The sequence below is a fragment of the Chryseobacterium sp. S90 genome, assembly GCF_047444895.1.
Taxonomy (GTDB): domain Bacteria; phylum Bacteroidota; class Bacteroidia; order Flavobacteriales; family Weeksellaceae; genus Chryseobacterium.
On sequence record NZ_JBLGCX010000001.1, the window covers coordinates 873,723 to 891,957 of the forward strand.

Annotated in this window: 20 protein-coding genes; 4 read left to right on the forward strand and 16 right to left on the reverse strand. The window is 37.1% G+C overall.

The window, feature by feature from the left end:
• Positions 1-162: 162 nt before the first annotated feature.
• From ACLMCG_RS04025 to ACLMCG_RS04035, 3 genes are read right to left on the reverse strand one after another with little or no spacing between them, the layout of a single operon-like run.
• Positions 163-531 carry a VOC family protein gene (locus ACLMCG_RS04025; protein ID WP_223598980.1) on the reverse strand — a complete coding sequence of 123 codons (369 nt, stop codon included), beginning with the start codon at positions 529-531 and terminating at the stop codon, positions 163-165.
• A 45-nt stretch (positions 532-576) separates the two neighbouring features.
• Positions 577-1,170, reverse strand: coding sequence for a dihydrofolate reductase family protein (locus ACLMCG_RS04030; RefSeq protein ID WP_413958878.1), 594 nt, complete (start codon positions 1,168-1,170; stop codon positions 577-579).
• 33 nt (positions 1,171-1,203) lie between these two features.
• The gene (locus tag ACLMCG_RS04035; RefSeq protein ID WP_413958879.1) at positions 1,204-2,076 is read right to left on the reverse strand and encodes an alpha/beta fold hydrolase; all 873 of its coding nucleotides are present in this window, start codon (positions 2,074-2,076) and stop codon (positions 1,204-1,206) included.
• Positions 2,077-2,361: 285 nt separating this feature from the next.
• Between ACLMCG_RS04035 and ACLMCG_RS04040 the strand changes: the two genes are divergently transcribed.
• Together ACLMCG_RS04040 and ACLMCG_RS04045 are read left to right on the forward strand one after the other, a co-directional pair.
• The gene (locus ACLMCG_RS04040) at positions 2,362-2,505 is read left to right on the forward strand and encodes a bacteriocin-like protein (protein ID WP_002980068.1); all 144 of its coding nucleotides are present in this window, start codon (positions 2,362-2,364) and stop codon (positions 2,503-2,505) included.
• Positions 2,506-2,532: 27 nt separating this feature from the next.
• The gene (locus ACLMCG_RS04045) at positions 2,533-2,679 is read left to right on the forward strand and encodes a bacteriocin-like protein (protein ID WP_167375285.1); all 147 of its coding nucleotides are present in this window, start codon (positions 2,533-2,535) and stop codon (positions 2,677-2,679) included.
• A gap of 150 nt (positions 2,680-2,829) precedes the next feature.
• Here ACLMCG_RS04045 and ACLMCG_RS04050 read toward each other — a convergent pair whose 3' ends face one another.
• The 7 genes from ACLMCG_RS04050 to ACLMCG_RS04080 form a co-directional block, all read right to left on the reverse strand.
• Positions 2,830-3,738: a hypothetical protein gene (locus ACLMCG_RS04050; RefSeq protein ID WP_413958880.1), complete on the reverse strand. Its 909-nt coding sequence runs from the start codon at positions 3,736-3,738 to the stop codon at positions 2,830-2,832.
• Positions 3,739-3,749: 11 nt separating this feature from the next.
• Positions 3,750-4,598 carry a hypothetical protein gene (locus ACLMCG_RS04055; protein ID WP_223598984.1) on the reverse strand — a complete coding sequence of 283 codons (849 nt, stop codon included), beginning with the start codon at positions 4,596-4,598 and terminating at the stop codon, positions 3,750-3,752.
• Positions 4,599-4,608: 10 nt separating this feature from the next.
• On the reverse strand, positions 4,609-5,505 hold the full coding sequence (locus ACLMCG_RS04060; RefSeq protein ID WP_413958881.1) for a hypothetical protein: 897 nt from the start codon (positions 5,503-5,505) through the stop codon (positions 4,609-4,611).
• Positions 5,506-6,040: 535 nt separating this feature from the next.
• A complete protein-coding gene (locus ACLMCG_RS04065) occupies positions 6,041-7,630 on the reverse strand; it encodes an MFS transporter (protein ID WP_413958882.1) in 1,590 nt (529 codons plus the stop codon).
• A gap of 2 nt (positions 7,631-7,632) precedes the next feature.
• Entirely contained in the window at positions 7,633-8,679 is a 1,047-nt protein-coding gene (locus ACLMCG_RS04070; RefSeq protein WP_413958883.1) for an HlyD family secretion protein, read from the reverse strand.
• Positions 8,680-8,689: 10 nt separating this feature from the next.
• A complete protein-coding gene (locus tag ACLMCG_RS04075) occupies positions 8,690-10,021 on the reverse strand; it encodes a TolC family protein (RefSeq protein WP_413958884.1) in 1,332 nt (443 codons plus the stop codon).
• A gap of 2 nt (positions 10,022-10,023) precedes the next feature.
• Positions 10,024-10,305, reverse strand: a complete 282-nt coding sequence (locus tag ACLMCG_RS04080; protein ID WP_413958885.1) for a hypothetical protein — start codon at positions 10,303-10,305, stop codon at positions 10,024-10,026.
• Positions 10,306-10,359: 54 nt separating this feature from the next.
• Between ACLMCG_RS04080 and ACLMCG_RS04085 the strand changes: the two genes are divergently transcribed.
• A complete protein-coding gene (locus ACLMCG_RS04085) occupies positions 10,360-11,148 on the forward strand; it encodes a helix-turn-helix domain-containing protein (RefSeq protein ID WP_413958886.1) in 789 nt (262 codons plus the stop codon).
• 98 nt (positions 11,149-11,246) lie between these two features.
• Here the strand turns inward: ACLMCG_RS04085 and ACLMCG_RS04090 are convergent, their stop codons facing one another.
• Positions 11,247-11,921: a MarR family winged helix-turn-helix transcriptional regulator gene (locus ACLMCG_RS04090; protein ID WP_223598991.1), complete on the reverse strand. Its 675-nt coding sequence runs from the start codon at positions 11,919-11,921 to the stop codon at positions 11,247-11,249.
• Between the two features lie 173 nt (positions 11,922-12,094).
• Here ACLMCG_RS04090 and ACLMCG_RS04095 point away from each other — a divergent pair, with 173 nt between their 5' ends.
• Positions 12,095-12,382, forward strand: a complete 288-nt coding sequence (locus ACLMCG_RS04095; RefSeq protein WP_413958887.1) for a hypothetical protein — start codon at positions 12,095-12,097, stop codon at positions 12,380-12,382.
• A gap of 53 nt (positions 12,383-12,435) precedes the next feature.
• Here ACLMCG_RS04095 and ACLMCG_RS04100 read toward each other — a convergent pair whose 3' ends face one another.
• From ACLMCG_RS04100 to ACLMCG_RS04120, 5 genes are read right to left on the reverse strand one after another with little or no spacing between them, the layout of a single operon-like run.
• Positions 12,436-12,807 (reverse strand): response regulator, encoded by a 372-nt coding sequence (locus ACLMCG_RS04100; protein ID WP_223598993.1) that lies wholly within the window; start codon positions 12,805-12,807, stop codon positions 12,436-12,438.
• Positions 12,808-12,835: 28 nt separating this feature from the next.
• Positions 12,836-13,405: a chemotaxis protein CheB gene (locus tag ACLMCG_RS04105; protein WP_223598994.1), complete on the reverse strand. Its 570-nt coding sequence runs from the start codon at positions 13,403-13,405 to the stop codon at positions 12,836-12,838.
• An 11-nt stretch (positions 13,406-13,416) separates the two neighbouring features.
• Positions 13,417-14,247: a CheR family methyltransferase gene (locus ACLMCG_RS04110; RefSeq protein ID WP_223598995.1), complete on the reverse strand. Its 831-nt coding sequence runs from the start codon at positions 14,245-14,247 to the stop codon at positions 13,417-13,419.
• Entirely contained in the window at positions 14,248-14,613 is a 366-nt protein-coding gene (locus tag ACLMCG_RS04115; RefSeq protein WP_413958888.1) for a response regulator, read from the reverse strand. It abuts the gene before it with no gap.
• Positions 14,614-14,628: 15 nt separating this feature from the next.
• Positions 14,629-18,231: a response regulator gene (locus ACLMCG_RS04120; protein WP_413958889.1), complete on the reverse strand. Its 3,603-nt coding sequence runs from the start codon at positions 18,229-18,231 to the stop codon at positions 14,629-14,631.
• Positions 18,232-18,235: the final 4 nt, after the last annotated feature.

Genomic DNA, 18,235 nt, shown 5'->3' on the forward strand with positions numbered 1-18,235 from the left:
TTCATCCAAAGCAGTATGTGTTTTTTGTAACCTTCCCGCTTGGGGAGGTTATTTTTATGTTAAAAACAAAGCTCAGAAAGGAATTAAGTAATATCCAACTTCCTTATTTACTCCTACCTCTCCAATTTCCTTCTTACTTATATATTTTTCAGAAAATATTTTCTATTGTGTTTGCTGTAAATTAAATACGGTACCGGCAGGATCTGTAATCCAGTGCATATTTTCAGGAAGCTCTTCAATCTCGTCACAGGTTTCTACTCCGTTCGATTGCAGGTATTCTGTAGCTTCTTCTACATCAGGAACTGTAAGCTGCAGCCAGGTTTCGGAATGGGTATAATTATCTACACAGTCCAGCCAGATGATATTATTCCCGAATTTTACCTCATGAGTTCTGGAAACAGTTGGATTTTTAATCGGTTTTTCTTCAACATTTAACCTTAAGATGTCTCTATAAAAGGCTACTGTTTTTTCATATTTACTTTTTGGAATTTTTATGGCAATATTTATTCCTGCTTCAAATTTCGTATTCATATTGTAGGTTTAACAGTTATAAAAAAATTAATTAAAGACCCTCTGTTACATTTCAACATTACCTGTCACAATCTCACCGGAACGTCTGTAATTGGCTACAATAACTCCTTTTGATGTTACATGGCTTTCCGTCAGAGCAAAAGCAGACGGAACTGAGTCATCATCAAACAGTTTTTTTCCTCGGCCAAGGATCAACGGATAAACTTTTAGGCGAAGTTCATCTACAAGATCATGTTTCAACAACAGATGAACAAGTTCACTGCTGCCCCAAATCTGAATATCAGCACCTTCGGATTGTTTAAGCTTTTGGATGTCATCCAGATTTTTGAGGAAAAAGGTATTCTTCCAATCTGAGTTTTCTATTGTTTGAGAAAGAACGTATTTATTTCCTTCATTGATTCCCGGCCAAAATTCAGCATGCTGTGGCCAGTACGATGAAAAAATATCGAATGTTTTCCTCCCCAGAATATAATCAGTCTGTTTCATTTCTTCCTGCATGATTTCCCCGAAAAGTTCATCACCATAAGATACGGTCCATCCACCATATTGAAAGTTTCCGGATGTATCTTCTTCAGGACCGCCGGGTGCCTGTATGACGCCATCCATTGTAATCATTGATAAGACAGTTATTTTTCTCATGATATTTAATTTTATGAATGATATTGTATCTCATTATTTTAAAAAGCCGTTCAGATAGTTCAGAATCATTGCTGTCTGCATCATCAGGCTGACATGGGTTTGTCCCGGAGCGATGGCCAATTGAGATTTTGGCATTGGCCCCATATCTGCAAAAACATCACCTCCCAATAATTTATAGGTTTTTGATAACTCGGTTTTATCCAATCCATCATTATCACCCGCAATAATTAAAACTGGCGCTGAAATTTTAGCAATATTATCATCACCCAGATTGAATGGCTGTCCGGCAGAAGCAATCATCTGCTCCAGAAACTTTGTCCATTTTGTTTTATCAGGTGCTACGGCGTTGTAGGCAGTATGCATAGGGCTGTTTGTAAAGAGTTCGGGTTTCATCCCTTCAAGGGCTTTATTTACTTCAGGCAGCCAGCCGCTGGTTTTATATGTTGATGAAATAACCACCAGTTTGTTCAATCTTTCCGGGCTTTGTACAGCCAATTGATAAGCTACTTCTCCTCCAAAGCTATATCCTGCAACATCTGCCTTATCAATTTTCACATAGTCCATTACTTTTGTAACATCACTAGCCAAAATAGCATGAGATAATTTCCTTTCTGAAAACGGAGTATGCCCGTGTCCCTGTAATTCAAGCGCTATTACTTTTCTGTTTTTAGATAGTTCCGGGATCAGCTCGCCCCAGTTCATATCAATTGTCATGAAAGCACCATGTAACAATACAATGGGCTTTCCTTTGCCATAGACCTCGTAGTAAACTTTGATGCCATTAACAGGTGCATAGCCACTTTCAGAAGGTTTCACTTTTTGTCCATATACCTGGGATGTGATAATGGTAACAGTTAAAATCAGTAATGATTTCAATAGGATAGAGAATTTGAATAGACTTTTCATAATAGTATCGGATTTGGTGATTCAACTTGTAACCAAAATTAGCAAGTCATTATGAAATCCAACTTGTCACAAGACAAGATTTTATTCAAAAGATATCAATTCTTTGTACATTCCTTTATCAAAGCCTATTCAGGCTGCTTTATATGCGTTACATTTTACTTAATTATAGAAAATTCAAAGGAAAATATCCAATAATAAACTTATTGAAAATAAATATTTTCATGATAATTCTACAACAGTTGATAAAAATTGATTAATTTCGAATAGAACTAAACCTATATTATTATGAAAAATTTAAAGAAAATCGAAAGACAGGAATTGAAAACAATTAAGGGTGGAATTGACTGCAGAGGCGGACAGCTTTGTTTAATTGGCGGAAAATGGCAATGTATGCCATATGACGGATGCGGTGGCGGAAACCAGCCCTAAGTTTTAGTTTAATTCAATTACTTGACTATGAAAAATTCTAAAAAAATTTCAAGAGATCAGTTGAAGAATATTAATGGCGGAGCATTGAGTTGCTCTGAAGCCTGCTGTCCACCTCCGGGAATCAAGAGATGTCCTTGGGTGATTTGTATTGCACCATGTGAAATATTAAGTTAGAACACTGTATTCTCCAAAATAAAACCTGCAATTCATATGAGTTGCAGGTTTTTATTTTAAGTTTATTTTTTTGTTCAAAAAGTCTCCCAAAATCAGATTGGGAGACTGAAAAAAATACAATTAGATTGTTTGAAACCTATTGAAATATCTTTATTGTTCAACTATGGTAAGCGCATTATAAGCACCGCTTCCTGAAACATCAAACTGACTGGTTGTCCCATCAAAGGCTACTGTAATCCAGGTAAAAGGTCTTAATTTGCTGCCTTTATTCAGGTATACACTAACTGTACAGGCTGAACCCACCGGTACTGCGTTGGGACTTGCTCCGGTATCAGAAGCATATCCGTTATTTGTTTTTATTCTTTGTGTAATGGTGCCAGCAGAATCTCTGACTTCCCAAATTGCTTCTGTTTGATTATTAGCTCCGGTATTTACCTGGCTGGATTGTAATGCAAAAGTAAAAGTTGCAAAATAAACGCCATCACGTGGAGCTGTAAATTCACCTGTAGCCGGGTTGAAATTTGAGGTTGGAACTCCTGAATCAGAGTCTAATTTTTCAGTCCAGTTCGTTAAATAAGAGGATCTTCTCTGAACTATGCCAGATTTTGTTCCTATTTCTGAAGGGGTTGCGCTTTCAAACACATAAGTATCCTGAGTAGTTTTACTTGCCATTACTATAATACGCGGTTTCCCTTTAGGAAAAAAACTAACCCAATTTGAACCGTCTGAAAATTCTAAATATCCCTTTACCCCTATTGCCGGACTTGCAATATACCGTAATGCCCCTGCACCAGCCTGTGCAGCTGTTTTTACAGTATTTCCAATAGCTACAGAACTATTTGTTCCACCGCGCAGATCCAGAGCTACCTTAGGACTGGCAACCATTGTACCCATTTTTCCGGAGCTATTGATTATAATATTACCGGCATCTGTTTTAACCTCAAGAGGATTTGTCGGGTTTGAAACTCCTATTCCAATTTGAGCATTTATATAGGTTACATTCAGTGACAAAACAATAACAGCACTGATCAATTTTTTTATTTTATTTTTTCGTCCCATTATTATGTATTTTATAATTCACTGATACTTAAGTTATTTAATCTACTGTCATTCAACGTATTTCGGGCACTGCCTATATTATGCCTAATGCTGAATTTTATCGTATCATCTTTTTTAAGATTGAAAATAGCATTACAATTACCACTTATATAATTACTTACTGCACCAGCCTGAAAAGCAGGATAAGAATTTATTGTTTTAAACACAGGAATGTTATCTGTACTTTGACTGCTTTCTATTGCAGTTTCCATGAATGTATTTTTAGGGATATTTCCATTGGCCAGGGTAATGTTGAAAGAAACCAGATAAAAACCATCACGGGGAGCTTTAAAAATTCCTGTGGAAGGGTCAAAATCTCCACCAACGCCAGCACCTAAATCAACTGTTTCTGTCCAACCTGTAATAACCGTTGAAGTTGCACTTGGAATACTTTGTGCAGAACCTTTACTGGCATTTACCAGTGCTTTTGTTGGAGCGGCAAGTGGCAATGCGATCCATTGTTCACCGTCAGAATATTCTAAAAATCCACTGTTATTGTAACGTATTGCTCCTCCTCCTGCTGCAGAAGGCGTTTGTGTACTATTCCCTAAACCAATAATTCCCTGGTCAGATGAAGACCTCAGATCAACTTTAGTAACGGGATTTAAAAGTCCAAAGCCCACCTGGCCATCTGACGTAATAACAACATCATTCGATATTTTTGTTGCATCAGGTGCAGAGCCATTATCTTTTCCAGCGTCTATATGCAAAGGCTGTGCAGGTGTAGGAGTAAAAAATCCTGTTTGTGCAAAGGTCTCAGTTGCAGAAAAAACTAAAATACAAGCCAATAGTTTATAAGTTATATTGATCTTTTTTTTCATAATCTATATCTTAATGTTCTATTATGGTTAAATTGTTAAATCCATCATCTGGATTTGCAGGATTTGAAGAATCAGTTGTCACTCTAAGCGGAATAGAACCTGAAGTAAGATTTTGATATAATCTGACACTTACTTTAGTCCCCGCAGTAAGAGTAAGGGTAACGGTACTCGATCCTCCAGCCTGTGTTGAGCGTGTTGAATTTGCGTCATCAGCTGTACCTGTCATAGACTGGCCGAAAGTTTTATATACACTGGCAAGAACTGTGCTTGTAGTGGGATTATAAAATTGTGACTCAACTCTTGAACCGTCACTAATAACTGCTCCGTTAAAATTGAATGTTAATAAAAAAGTATATGTTCCATTTCGGGGAGCTGTAAATTCACCAGAGCTGGGATCAAAGCTATTGCTCATATCACGTACCTCGTTCCAATTAATAATGGTTGTGGCAGAAGCAGAGGGTATAGACTGACTTACAATTTTACGCACAACGATCACAGCTTTTTGGGGAGCAATATATGCTTTGTGCCATACTGCGCCATCAGATACTTCAATTTTAGCGCCTACCGGTATATTGTTTACATCATATCGTGTAGCACCTGCACCTGCTGTTGCTGCCGACATTGTTGTTGTCCCCAGACCAAGAGCATTTTCAGTTCCTGAGGATCTGATATCGAACTGAACCTGAGGATTAAGAACTCCTGCACCAATGAACCCTGTTGTTTTGTTTACGATAAAATCATTAGAAACCTGTATTGCTGTTGGTGCTCCTGAAGCTGAATTATCTTTAGCTCCATCTACATGTAAAATTCCTTGTGGATTATTTGTCCCCATTCCAACCTGACCATTCAATGCATTAATAAGGAAGCAACAAGGCAAAACCAGTGTTTTATGTATTTTTTTTCTCATATTCTCACTTAAAAAATTGAGGTAATAAAGGTTGTTTTAATCCTTACTATTAAATGATAGGGTTAAACAGCCTTTCATAAATCATTTTAATAATTTATAAACCGGATTTCAAAATGAAAATAATATCTTGAACAAAATGCACATTTATTAATAATGTAGCAGCCAACCAATAAAATAAATTGTGTCCGAGGGGTTAAGCAAATGTGTTTTTAGAATCTTGTTTTCATTGATGTAAACATCAGGTCAATAATAATTTTTTGCAAAATTGTTGATTTTTCACAATCATGCAAAACATAACCTATCGATAGATTTCGATATCCCGATAGATTTTTATGAGTTTAAGATGCTAAAAAGGATTTTGGCATTACTACTATTCAGATGCTTTCAAGCAAAGAAGATGATCAGGTTAGTTTTTACCATGTAGTCAATAGATAATGTACAGATTATGATTATTTAGCACTTTCACTCCCCTGCATGAAACAAAAAAAGCTGTAAAATATTTACAGCTTTTGTACTATTTAATTGAGCATATATTCTAATACGGTATATTTCCTTTCCTTAGTCTAAGTATCACATGTTGAATCTGTGGAAACAAAACGAGCATCATGATAACACACATCACGCCCAACAGCATCAAGTCATAATAATCCCGGGTAGCACGCGCCAAAATCTGTTGCCGGACCAATACATTGAAGTGGTTTGCTGAAGCTGCTTTTGCAGTATATATATCATTACCTGCATTCATATAGTGATTTTGAATATCCATTAATGTAACAGGCAATTGGATATTGGTTTCTGTTAATGTTTCCCTGACTTTTTCCCTCACAGCCGATTTAGCAAATAGTTGAAGTTCATTATTGACAGCCAGGCTGGCAGTAAAACCGACGAACCTTGCCAATATTCCTATAAGTGATGCATTACTGGCAATCTTTGGTGGTGCAGCGGATATAGTAAATGAAACAATAGGAATAAATAAAATACCTGTCGCTGCACCGTAAATAAACATAGGCAGAATGAAATCTGCTGTATTCCCCTGAACAGAGATAAAAATCAGCATATATAAATAGTACAGGGCCATAAAACCAAATCCTGCGATAATGATCCTAATCAGATTAAAACCCATAAGTATCAGCCGGGAGGTAACAAACATCCCTAATGTAGTTCCTGCAATTACAGTTATCCAAATCGGTATGGTACTGAGCGGGTCGTTACCTAAAATAGCCTCAAGATAACCATAAGCAAGCCCTGTACTTCCTTTGAAAATATAAAACAGAAAAAGTAACAGCAACCCAATTACAAAATTTTTCGTCCTGAAAATTTGTAAATTAATCAATGGACGTTTAAGCTTCAATTCTCTGGCAACAAAAAGTACAAGAAGAATTAGGTTGCTTAGGCTAAGCAGAGCAATTAACGGACTATCATACCAACCTAATTGCCGTCCATATACGAGGATATATCCCAGAATCAAAATAAAAGAGACATAAAATAAATAACCGGCCCAGTCTACCTGATACAGAGGTATTTTTCTGGTAAACCTGGCCTTACCGTTCATTGTTGCCAATACAACCAATATCAGTAAAATAAGTATCATAATAAAACCGTAAAACATCTGGTTGAAATCATAAAAATGAAGTACAATACTGGAATAGATGGAATAGAACGGGACAGCGATTTGTATACTTCCATATAAAAGACTATATGTGATTATCCGGGCACGTGTGGACTGCAATCTTGGAAAGATAAGCTGTAAGACGATTCCAGAGGTCAACGCACAGGTAATTCCCTGCACAAACTGACAAATTACAAAGAGTGTCCAGTCTTTGGAGTAAAAACAGATAACGGAGCATATAATATTGGCTGAAAATGCTGTCAACAAATACTTCCTCGGAGCAAAATATTTTACAATACGAAAATCCAGCGCTAAAAAGGCTACGGTCGAACCATAAATAACGACCATGGCATATTGAACGTCAGTAACTTGTACGCCATAAAAACCCATTGCAGAAACAGGACTGCTATAGTAAGCGAAACTAAAGAGGCAGGTCATCAGAATGGCAAATATTACAGATCTTGCCAGCCATTCGGAAACCCAGAGTTTAAAAACCGGAATTTTATGTGCCTGCATAATTAATCTTTTAAAACGTAAACATTGGCATTCATTCCTGCAGAAAGTTTTCCCAATTTTTCAGAAGTATCTCTCAGTCTGATGCGTACAGGAATGCGCTGTATGATTTTCACAAAATTACCGGTAGCATTATCGGGTGGCAGTAATGAATATCTTGACCCCGTTGTTGGCGCAAGTGATTCAATAACTCCTCTGAATTGTTCATCCGGAAAAGCATCTACTTCTACCGTTACAGCCTGACCTGTTTTAAAGCTGCCCACCTGCGTTTCCTTAAAATTGGCGATCACCCACTTTTCTTCTGATTTATTGACCAGAAATGCCAGCGTCTGGCCCGACTGTATCAATTGTCCTTCCTGAATGGTTTTTTTGCCGATCTGGCCATCAAAAGGCGCAGTAACTACAGTATATTTAATGTCGAGCTCCTGACGTTTCACCAAAGCTTTCTTTATTTTTATTTCAGCTTCTGTTGCATTTCGCTGTGCATGAAGATCATTAAGCTTTGATTCGGCAACCCGCAAAGTGGCCATTGTCTGTGCGTAATCAGATTGTGTGATAGACAAAACAGTGCTTACATTATCAAATTTTTGTGGTGTGGTTGACTCGTCAGCCAGAAGGTTTTTGTAACGATCAAATTCTCTTTTTTGCTGCTTCAGCTTTGCATCTGCCCCCGCCAGTTGTGCTTTTATAACCTCAATACTCTTTAGTTGTGTTTCTTCACTGGCCGCCAAAATAGGGAGTTTAGCATATGAACCGGCCAGTTCTGCTGATGCAACATCTCTTTTTAAACCATATTCATCAAGCTCAATAACGACAAGTGTATCGCCTTTTTGTACCTGTTGATTGTCTTTATAATAGATCTTGCTGATGTAACCACCTACTTTTGCATTGATAGGAGATAAATAGGCATCTACCTGTGCATCGTTGGTTTCTTCGTAGTGATATTGCCTTATGAAATATAAGATCCCCCATATGAAGATCCCTGTTAATAATACGGCTCCCAACCACTTAGTTACGTTTACAATCAATTGATCTGTTTTATTTTTGTTCATAATTATTTTTTTAAAGAATTCCTACAATTGCCAGTAGCCGGATATGGCTAAGCCTTACGTTTGTTTGTGCAGTTATTAGATTAAATTTTGCTTCCAGCAAAGCATTTTCTGCCTCCAGAAGATCAGTCAGCAGGGATTCCTGATTGAGATAACTGTTTCTGATAACCCGTAGAGTTTCCGTAGTTTTTAAGATATTTTTATCTGCGGTTTTCACACTTTCCAAAGCTTGTTCATGCTGGAGGTAAGCTTCTTTTATCTGAAGGGAAACTTCGGCTTTTTTACTATCGGCTTTTTCTTTAGCCTCGCCATTGATAATCCGTGCCAGGGCAATGGAATGTTTGCTTTTGTATAAATTATCTATGGAAAACTGCACTTTAATTCCGGTTTGCCCGAATCCCCATACATCATTTGAGTAAGGATAGAATGAGATCTGGGGATAGGTATAGTTATAAGTTGAATACAATGACACTTTAGGCAAACGTGCGGCTTTAGCCTGGCTGATATTTAATTCGCTCGATTTAATATCGCTGTCCATCAGCTTAAGCTCAGGTGACTGATTGAGTGCAATATCCAGATAACCGGTATAATCGCTGCCCTGAATACTTTCCATCTCTTGACTTCTTTTATAATCAATTTCCAGCTGCTCCGTCTGATCCCGCCCCATCAACACATTCAGACGTTGTTTTCTGATATCTATTTTCTTTTCTATATCAGACAGACTAAGTTCCAGCTGGGATAATTTTACAGAGGTTCGGATCACATCGCTTTTTAGTACAATTCCGTTTTGGTGCAAACTCTCGATAAGTGATAATTGCTTATTCTCTGCAGCAATTTCTGCAAAGAGAAAATCACGGAAATACAAAAACTTATAGAGATCAAAATACTCAACTGCAATATTATATTTCACACTGTGCTTTTCCAGTTGAACTTCATATTGCCCGCGTACTTCTTCTTCCCTCTTCATTCTAATATTTATTCTTTCTTTTCCACCATTAAAGAGATTAAAATTTAAGCTATATCCTGCTCCATAACCATAGCTTTTAACAGGTACATTCTGTGGAGAGGAGAATAAACCTTCATTATAAAGGAGAAATCTGGAATTGAGCTTTACATCTCCACCTAACGAAAGTTCCGGCAACAAATGATCTTTGGCTTCAAGTACTTTTATCTTACTTTGCTGAAGGTGTAAATCTGACAGTTTCAGTTGACGATTATTCACTTCGGCAGCTTTCCACATTTCTTCCAGACTCATCAGAGTGGCTGTTGTATTCTGAGCATGAAGATATGATACGGGTAACAACAATACTATTCCCAATATTGGAATTAATTTATAGGATTTCATGATCATTTTTTTTTGTAAGTGTTTCTATTTTCTCTTTTTGTAAAGAGCCAATCTGCTATCATTTTTCCCAATTCATCAAAGATTAAAGCCAGATCAATCATAGGCATAAAAGGATAGGAATAGTCAAATCGGTAGAAATTAATTTGTTCGATAGGGTAAACCGGATAACAGTCTGTATGATCGAAAGTTTTATCTTTTGTTTCAATTTCGGGGTCTTGATCGGGGGTTGCTATTGTGTGTTTTATCATAACTCTGTTAATATTTACAGTAGCAAAATTATTCATGAACGAAAACTATCTTTTAATATAATTAGCCTAAGATTTGTTATATTTGGCCATATGGAAATTCTTAAGCAGCTTTTAGACAGTGTAGACCAAAATCCAGATTCTATTCTGGTGGTACGACAGCAAACTGAACAGCAGATGCCTCCTCATCAGCATAATAAAGCACAATTATTATTGGTTTTTGGTGGAATTGCTTATCTGAAGACCGCGGAGAAGGATTTTTATATTCCGTCAAGCCATTACATCTGGATACCAAGAAAATACCCCCATAATCTGATGTTTAATACTCAGGATCTGTATATTATTAACATCTATTTTCCAGAAGAAAAGTCTGACGGATTTTATAATGAACTGGGAATTTATCCGGTGAGCAACCTGTTATCAGAAATGCTTACTTTCAGCGAAAAATGGCAGGGAGATTATTATAAAGGTTCCTGGGAATTTCAATTTCTTACAACACTAAAAAGCCTGATATCGAAAGAAAATCTCAAAAAGTTTTCAATTCAGCTTCCTACAACCGATGATCAGCGGCTTAATGCTGTTACAGATCATCTCAGAAGTCAGTTAAATGAAAAGCTTACCTTAGAGAATACCGCAAAACAATCAGGAATGAGTGTAAGAAGTCTGACGAGGCTTTTTCAGACAAAACTTCATATCACTTTTATTCAGTATATAAAAATGCTTAGGATTATCAGGGCTATGGAATTAATTAAAGATACCGACCTGAATATGACTGAGATTACTTATGAAGTTGGGTATTCCAATATTGCAGCTTTCAGCAATAATTTTCACCAACTAACTAATATGAGGCCTACCGAATTTAGGGCAATGTCAAGAATATAAAAACTCAATGGATGAGCTGGATAATACACCAGCATTAATCCCATCTATCATTATTTTGCCATTGAAAGATATAGAAGTATTTGTATAGCTCGTTTAACCTATGATTTAAATGCATACTCATCATACACCGTATTGATAAGCTCATCAGGATTGATATTTCGTGAAAAAATAGGATAATGAAAACGGTCCAGTTTGTTAAGAATTCGTATAAGTTCCATCTTCTCGTAATAGTTGAGATTTCCTGCAACAATATTGGTCGCCTGACGGATTTTTTCCATTTGATTTTCCAGGATCTGCAATCCTCTTCCGGTGATACGGATCAATTTACTGCGTTTGTCTAAATCAGAGTCTGTCTGTTCAACAAGTCCCTGTCGTAAAAGTCTGGCAATAATCAGCATACCTACGGGCTTATCATGAATATTTTTTTTGATGAGAGCCATTTTTGTCATCTCACCAAAAGCTTTAAGATTAATCAGATAAATAAAGTCTTCCTGAGTAGAAAATTCAGAATCTGAGATGGCAGACTTTGAGTAAGTTTTTGCATACCGGTTAAGGTGAACAAGTAATGTACTGATGGCGCTCTCCGGTGTTCTTCCATTCTCCTTTCCTTCCCAGTAAGGTTCTTCAGTTTGATTTTCTTCAATATTCTCTTGATCAGAAATCCATGCTTTAAAGCCCTGAATAGTTACCGGATACGATTCTGGACTGGTGCTGGCTTCAGTTTCAAACTCTTCCAGCAGATCTATAAAATCTTTAATAAGCGTGTAATTCATCTCTGTTAAATAGTTTACAAATATACCTAAATCATGGTATATATATCAAGACTATAAAGAAACAATACCCTGATCTTTTGGTAACTCACGTTTTCCGATCACCCATTCTGGTATATTAAACATCTAATACGGTATAATAATTGTTGAAAAATAAGAAGAAGTAAAATAACCATATGGATCATATAGAAACTGAACCAATAGATTTGGTAAGAGATAAAAATTATATTGATAAGTACTTCAGTTTAACCATAAAAAGAGAATTGAAGATAGACATCGATGTGAGCCATGAATATATTGCTGCACAAAATATTGTTTCCAGAAAATTAATTCTGGTTAAAACATTTTCTGAGGTTGTCATGGGAAATCCCGAACTATATCTTTTATTGGTTTCTTTAATTCATGAAGCCAATACCCGTCCTTTGACAAGGGAACAAATCAATTCAGTACTGGAAAAAAAATAACAAGATCCCCCAAATATTTGAGAGATCTTCATTTTTTTAATGTAAAATAGGTTTTATACCTGTTCTTTTAAATGTTTCGCTACCATTGCTTCCAAATCATCGAGATTAAAAGGTTTTGAAACATAATCATCAGCTTTTGCTTCCGATGCTAAAGCAACAATATCATTATTAGCGGTAACATAAATTACCGGAATATGTTTAAATTCTTCGGTGCTTTTGAGAAGTTTTGTAGCTTCTACCCCTCCTATTTTGGGAATCCAGTTATCCATCAGAATAACATCCGGCTGATAATCTGCCACTTTCTCAAGGATATCGTGTGAAGTCTCTGAAATTCTGACATCATATCCGTTTTCTTCAAATATGATGGTGATGACCTCTAAAATAGCCGCTTCATCATCAAAAATTAAAATTCTCTTTTTACTCATATTATGTAGATTATTCTATTCTTAAATATTATAATTGATTTATATAATCCGCTAAACCTGCGGGTGTGATAATTAAATCATATTCAATTGCTTCTATGGCATGTTTAGGCATAAATTCCACCTCTGCTGTTTCCGGATCCTGAATCCAGACCTGCCCATTATTCCTCTTAATATAGCTCAACCCTTCTACCCCATCAGCATTAGCTCCCGATAAAAGGACGCCTATTACATTTTGTCCATAAATTTCTGCCGCAGACTTAAAAGTAACGTCTATAGATGGGCGGGAATAGTTCATTTTTTCTGAGCTGTCTAATGACATCCATTGAGTATTCTCAAACAACAAATGATAATCAGCGGGAACAATATATATTGTGTTATCTTCAACTGCAGTTTTATCTTCAACCTCTATGACCGGTATTTTCGTAAACTGCTGCAGTAACGTCCGCAGAATATCTCCGGATTGAGCCTTACGATGGATCACAAGTACAATGGGAACAGGGATCGCATGATCCAGGTTTTTGATCATTTCTATAATGACCTGTAAACTTCCTGCTGATCCTCCGATAACAATTAATTCTGTATTGGTTTGTGATTTCATTCCGGTAATTATTAATGGTGATCAATTTTTTTCCAGATTTTCTGATCTTCAACCTGATGGTAGTTTTTGTCAATAGCAGAAAACCGAAGAGTCTCTTTTGCTCCCAATGCGAGAAAACCTAAATTCTCCAGGCTATCATCAAAAAGCCTGAATACCCTTTCCTGAAGTTCTCTGTCAAAATAAATTAAGACATTCCTGCACACAATGAGCTGAAAACTATTAAAAGAACTGTCTGACACAAGGTTATGTGTTGATAAGATCAATTTTTCCTGCAAGCTTTTATCAAATCTTACACTATCATAATTGGCGGTATAATAATCCGAAAAGTCTTTTAATCCGCCTGAAAGCATATAGTTTTCCGAGTACAGTTTCATCTGTTGCAAAGGGAAAATACCAGCTCTGGCTGTTTCAAGAACAGCGGGATTCAAATCGGTCCCATAAATCAGAGATTTACTGTAAAGGCCGGCTTCTTTCAGCAGAATGGCTATAGAATATGCTTCTTCTCCTGTTGAACATCCTGCAATCCATACCCTGATTAGCGGATAGGTACCTAACTGAGGCAGTATATGGTCCCGCAGTGTTTTGAAAAAAGAAGGATCTCTGAACATTTCCGTAACGTTTACTGTAACTTCTTCTACAAAACGTTTTAAGTACTCAGCATCATTCATAACGGTGTATCTGAGCTCCGCAAAACTGGTAAACCTGTCTAAAAGACATATACGGTTCACTCGTCTTTTAAATGAAGCTCTGCTATAACCGGAAAAGTCATAGCCATACCTCTCATAAACATCTCTGATGAGATATTCTATTTCTTCATCTTTTATGATACTTGGTTCCAGCATCTATGAAAGTTTTTCTATTGCCGTTATTAACAGATCTACATCAATTGGTTTTGATATGTAATCATCAGCTCCTGCTTCCATACATTTCTGGCGGTCTTCGGGCATTGCCTGTGCAGTGACAGCTATAACCGGCACATGTTTGATTTCCTGTGTATTCCTTATCATTTTTACGGCTTCGTACCCGTCTATCCCAGGCATCATCATGTCCATAAGAACAACAGAAAACTTAGGATTTGACTTCAGAATTTCTAAAGCTTCCTGAGCCATTGTACAGGATTCAACTGCATACCCACGGGCCTTAAGGGTTAGTTTTAGTGCAAATATATTGCGTGGATCATCATCCACGATTAAGACTTTCTTATTCATCAGAATTTTATCTGTTTAACTTTCATACAACCAAACACGAAGGAGCGACAATAGCTGATCAATATCTACTGGTTTTGAGATATAATCCGAAGCTCCTGCTGTTATACATTTTTCACGTTCTCCAATCATAGATTTGGCAGTTACGGCTATAATAGGAAGTCTTTTATAAGCCGGCATTTTTCTTATCTGCTTTATTGTTTCATAGCCATCCATTTCCGGCATCATCATGTCCATCAAAATAACGTCTATGTCAGGATTGTGGTTAATTTGTTCCAAAGCGTGCTTCCCATCCATCGCTACAATGACTTCAACTTTATATTTTTCCAGTGCCTTGGTTAAGGAAAAAATATTGCGGACATCATCATCAGTAATGAGTACTTTTTTGCCACTCAGCACTTCTGTTAAAGAACCGAGCATTCTGCCAGTGGTACTTTCAGCCGAACTGTTTTTTTCTTCCACCAAATGTAAGAATAAACCTACCTCGTCTAAAATTCTCTGATAGGAATGTGCTGTTTTCACAACAATTGAATCCGCATACTGCTTTATTTTGAGTTCTTCTTCTTTAGACAAATGATGTTCAGTAAAAATAATGATCGGGAGATTTTCAAGCCCTTCATAGGTTTTGATTGATTCTATGACGTGATAATCATTTCCTTTTGTGCTTCCAATATCCAGAATTACACAGTCAACAAGGTCTGAAGTGAGTGCTTTTACACTATCCTCCACACTATGTTCTACTGATAATGAAATATTAAAATTACTCAGGAAATAAGATAATGCGCTGGCATGTTTGGCATTTTCTTCAACAATTAAAACCTTTTGAGGTCCTTTCTGTAATGCTTCTTCAATTTTCCTGAATACATCGGTCATTTTATCCAGAGCAACAGGTTTGTTGATGAAGTCCACCGCTCCTTTCATAAGACTTTCTTTTTTCACATGCAGGGCAGACATCATATGTACCGGAATATTTTTTACAGTGGTATCAGACTTCAGTTCGTCCATCACTTCCCATCCATCTTTTACAGGAAGCTGAACATCCAGTAAAATAGCATGTGGATGATACTGCCGGGCAGCGGACAGAGCATAATCTCCTCTTACTACAACAATACCTTTATAATTCTGTAAATGGGCATACTTCAGTAAAGCTTTTGCAAAATTGGTATCATCTTCAATAATCAAAATAATTTTATCACCTTCCTGAATATTATCCCGGTCATCAGATACATCTTCAGGAATTTCCAAAGTGTTCGCATGCTTATTTTCTCCTTCATCCAGGATATTCTGAATTTCCTCAACATCTTCCCGGATAATTTCTACCAGATCCTGATCGGTTTCAGGCTGAACAATCTCAGCTACGGGATGTACAGGAATCGTAAAACTGAATTCACTGCCTTTATTTACTTCGCTTTTCAAAGCCAGCTCGCCTCCTAAAAGTCTCGCAATTTCACGGCTTATTGAAAGTCCCAGACCAGTACCTCCAAATTTTCTTTTGGTAGATCCATCAGCCTGCTGGAATGCTTCAAAGATAATTTTCTGTTTGTCTTCTGCTATTCCGATACCGGTATCTTTCACTGAAAATATAATAAAATCAGGTTTTTCAGAGTGTTTTTTAACATGTAAATCAATGCTTCCTTTTGTGGTAAACTTCAAAGCATTGGACAGCAGGTTTCTTAGTACCTGATCAATCCTAAGTCGATCACTTTCAATAATATTCTGTACGTCTGACTCAATTTCGATGTTGAAAGGAAGGGCTTTCTCCTGAAATACGGGGCTAAAAAGACTTTTCAGATCTTTTATAATATCTTCAATAACAACTTCCTGGTATTCCAGGGTCATTTTGCCTGATTCTATTTTTGCCAGGTCAAGAATTTCATCTATTAATGTTAATAAACTTGTTCCTGAGCTTTGAATAACTCTTGCAGATTCTACCTGGTCTTCATTAAGGTTCTCATCCGGATTTTCTGCCATTAACCGTGATAATAGAAGAATTGAGTTAAGAGGTGTTCTCAATTCATGAGACATGTTGGCAAGAAATTCAGATTTATATTTGGTACTGAGTGCCAGCTCTTCTACTTTCTTCTGAATCTCATTATTACGTTCAGCAATCAAATGATTTTTTTCTTCCAGTAATCGTGAGCGTTCTTCCAGTTCTGCATTGGCCTGCATCAGTTCTTCCTGCTGCACCTTCAATTCTTCTTCTGAAGCCTGAAGTTTCTGCGTTTGTGCTTCCAGTTCAGTATTGAGATTTTCAAGCTCTGAGTGCTGTACCTGCAGCTCTTCAGACTGTGCCTGAGTTTCTTCCAGCAGCTGCTGTTCTTTCTCTCTTCCTTTTGCTGCATTCAGGGCTATTCCGATATTCACGCAACATTCCTCAAAATAGCTGATTCTGTCTTTATCAAAATTAGAGGTGGATCCTAATTCTATGACTCCTATCACATGGCCGTCTGCAAAAACAGGTATCAGGATGATGCCATAGATCTTAATGGTACTGCTGGCAAAAGTGACTACAAAATCATCTTCGTGAAGATTATTGTACACCTGTGTTTTAGCATTCTTAAAAGCCTGTCCTACCATTCCTTCCCCTTGCTCAAACGTTTTTTTCATATTTGCTTCCAGCCCGAATGCATTGTTAAGTTTCAGAATGCCTTCGTCAAAAAGATACAATGAACCGTTGATGCAGTTTCCGTATTCAATCAGCTGGCTTAAAGCTTTATTGGATACTTCTTTTACTGATTTATTTCCGACAAGGGATTCATTAAGCAGAGCAAGTCCTTTCTGGCGCCAGTCGCTTTTATTAATTTTATCAAAAGATGTTTTCAGGGATTCGGTCATGTGGTTCAGGGATTCTACAAGATCTCCAAGATCATCTTCCGAGTTATCTACGGCTTTCTCACTGTAATCTCCATTGGCTACTCTGTTTGCTATTTTTTGGATGGCACTTACTCTTCGGGTCATTTCCTGATCTTTATCTCTGAGCATTTTCTCCAGTTCGTCCCTTCTGATCAGATCGGCACGCATTTTAAAATAGAAAAATGTAGTCACGACTACCGCAGCCAGTGCAGAAAAAACAATAAAAAGAACTGTTGTTTCTGATGAGCGTGTTAAATCCTTATTTTTAATTTCTACCTGACTTTCTTCATACTGCACAAAATCTCTTACGATTTTACGGCATTCATCCATATAAGCTTTGCCGGTAACGATTTGCTGTTGAGTCATCACAACGCCTTTCCGCCTGTTTTCCACCAGATTTTTAAGGTTATCCATCACCTGACTGACTGCTACTTTTAATCCGTCAAGTCTTTCCTGTTGGTTTTTATCCTGAACCCCTAATGATTCTGCAAGCACCAAAGCTTTGGAATATTCTCTTAATCCGCGTTTATAGGGTTCGAGAAAATCTTCTCTTCCAGTCAGCTGATAGCCTCTGTTTCCCGTTTCGGCATCCAGCAAAGCTACCAGAACATCCTTAACAGCCGTCACAGAACGCCTGCTTTTGGAAAGGCTCTCACGGTGATTCATTTGATTTTGAATACTCCAGTATGAAGCCACAGAGCTGGCTATCAATATCAGAAGTGAAAGACCAATTCCGAACTGAAGATTTCGTATAATTTTTTTCGGCATGAAG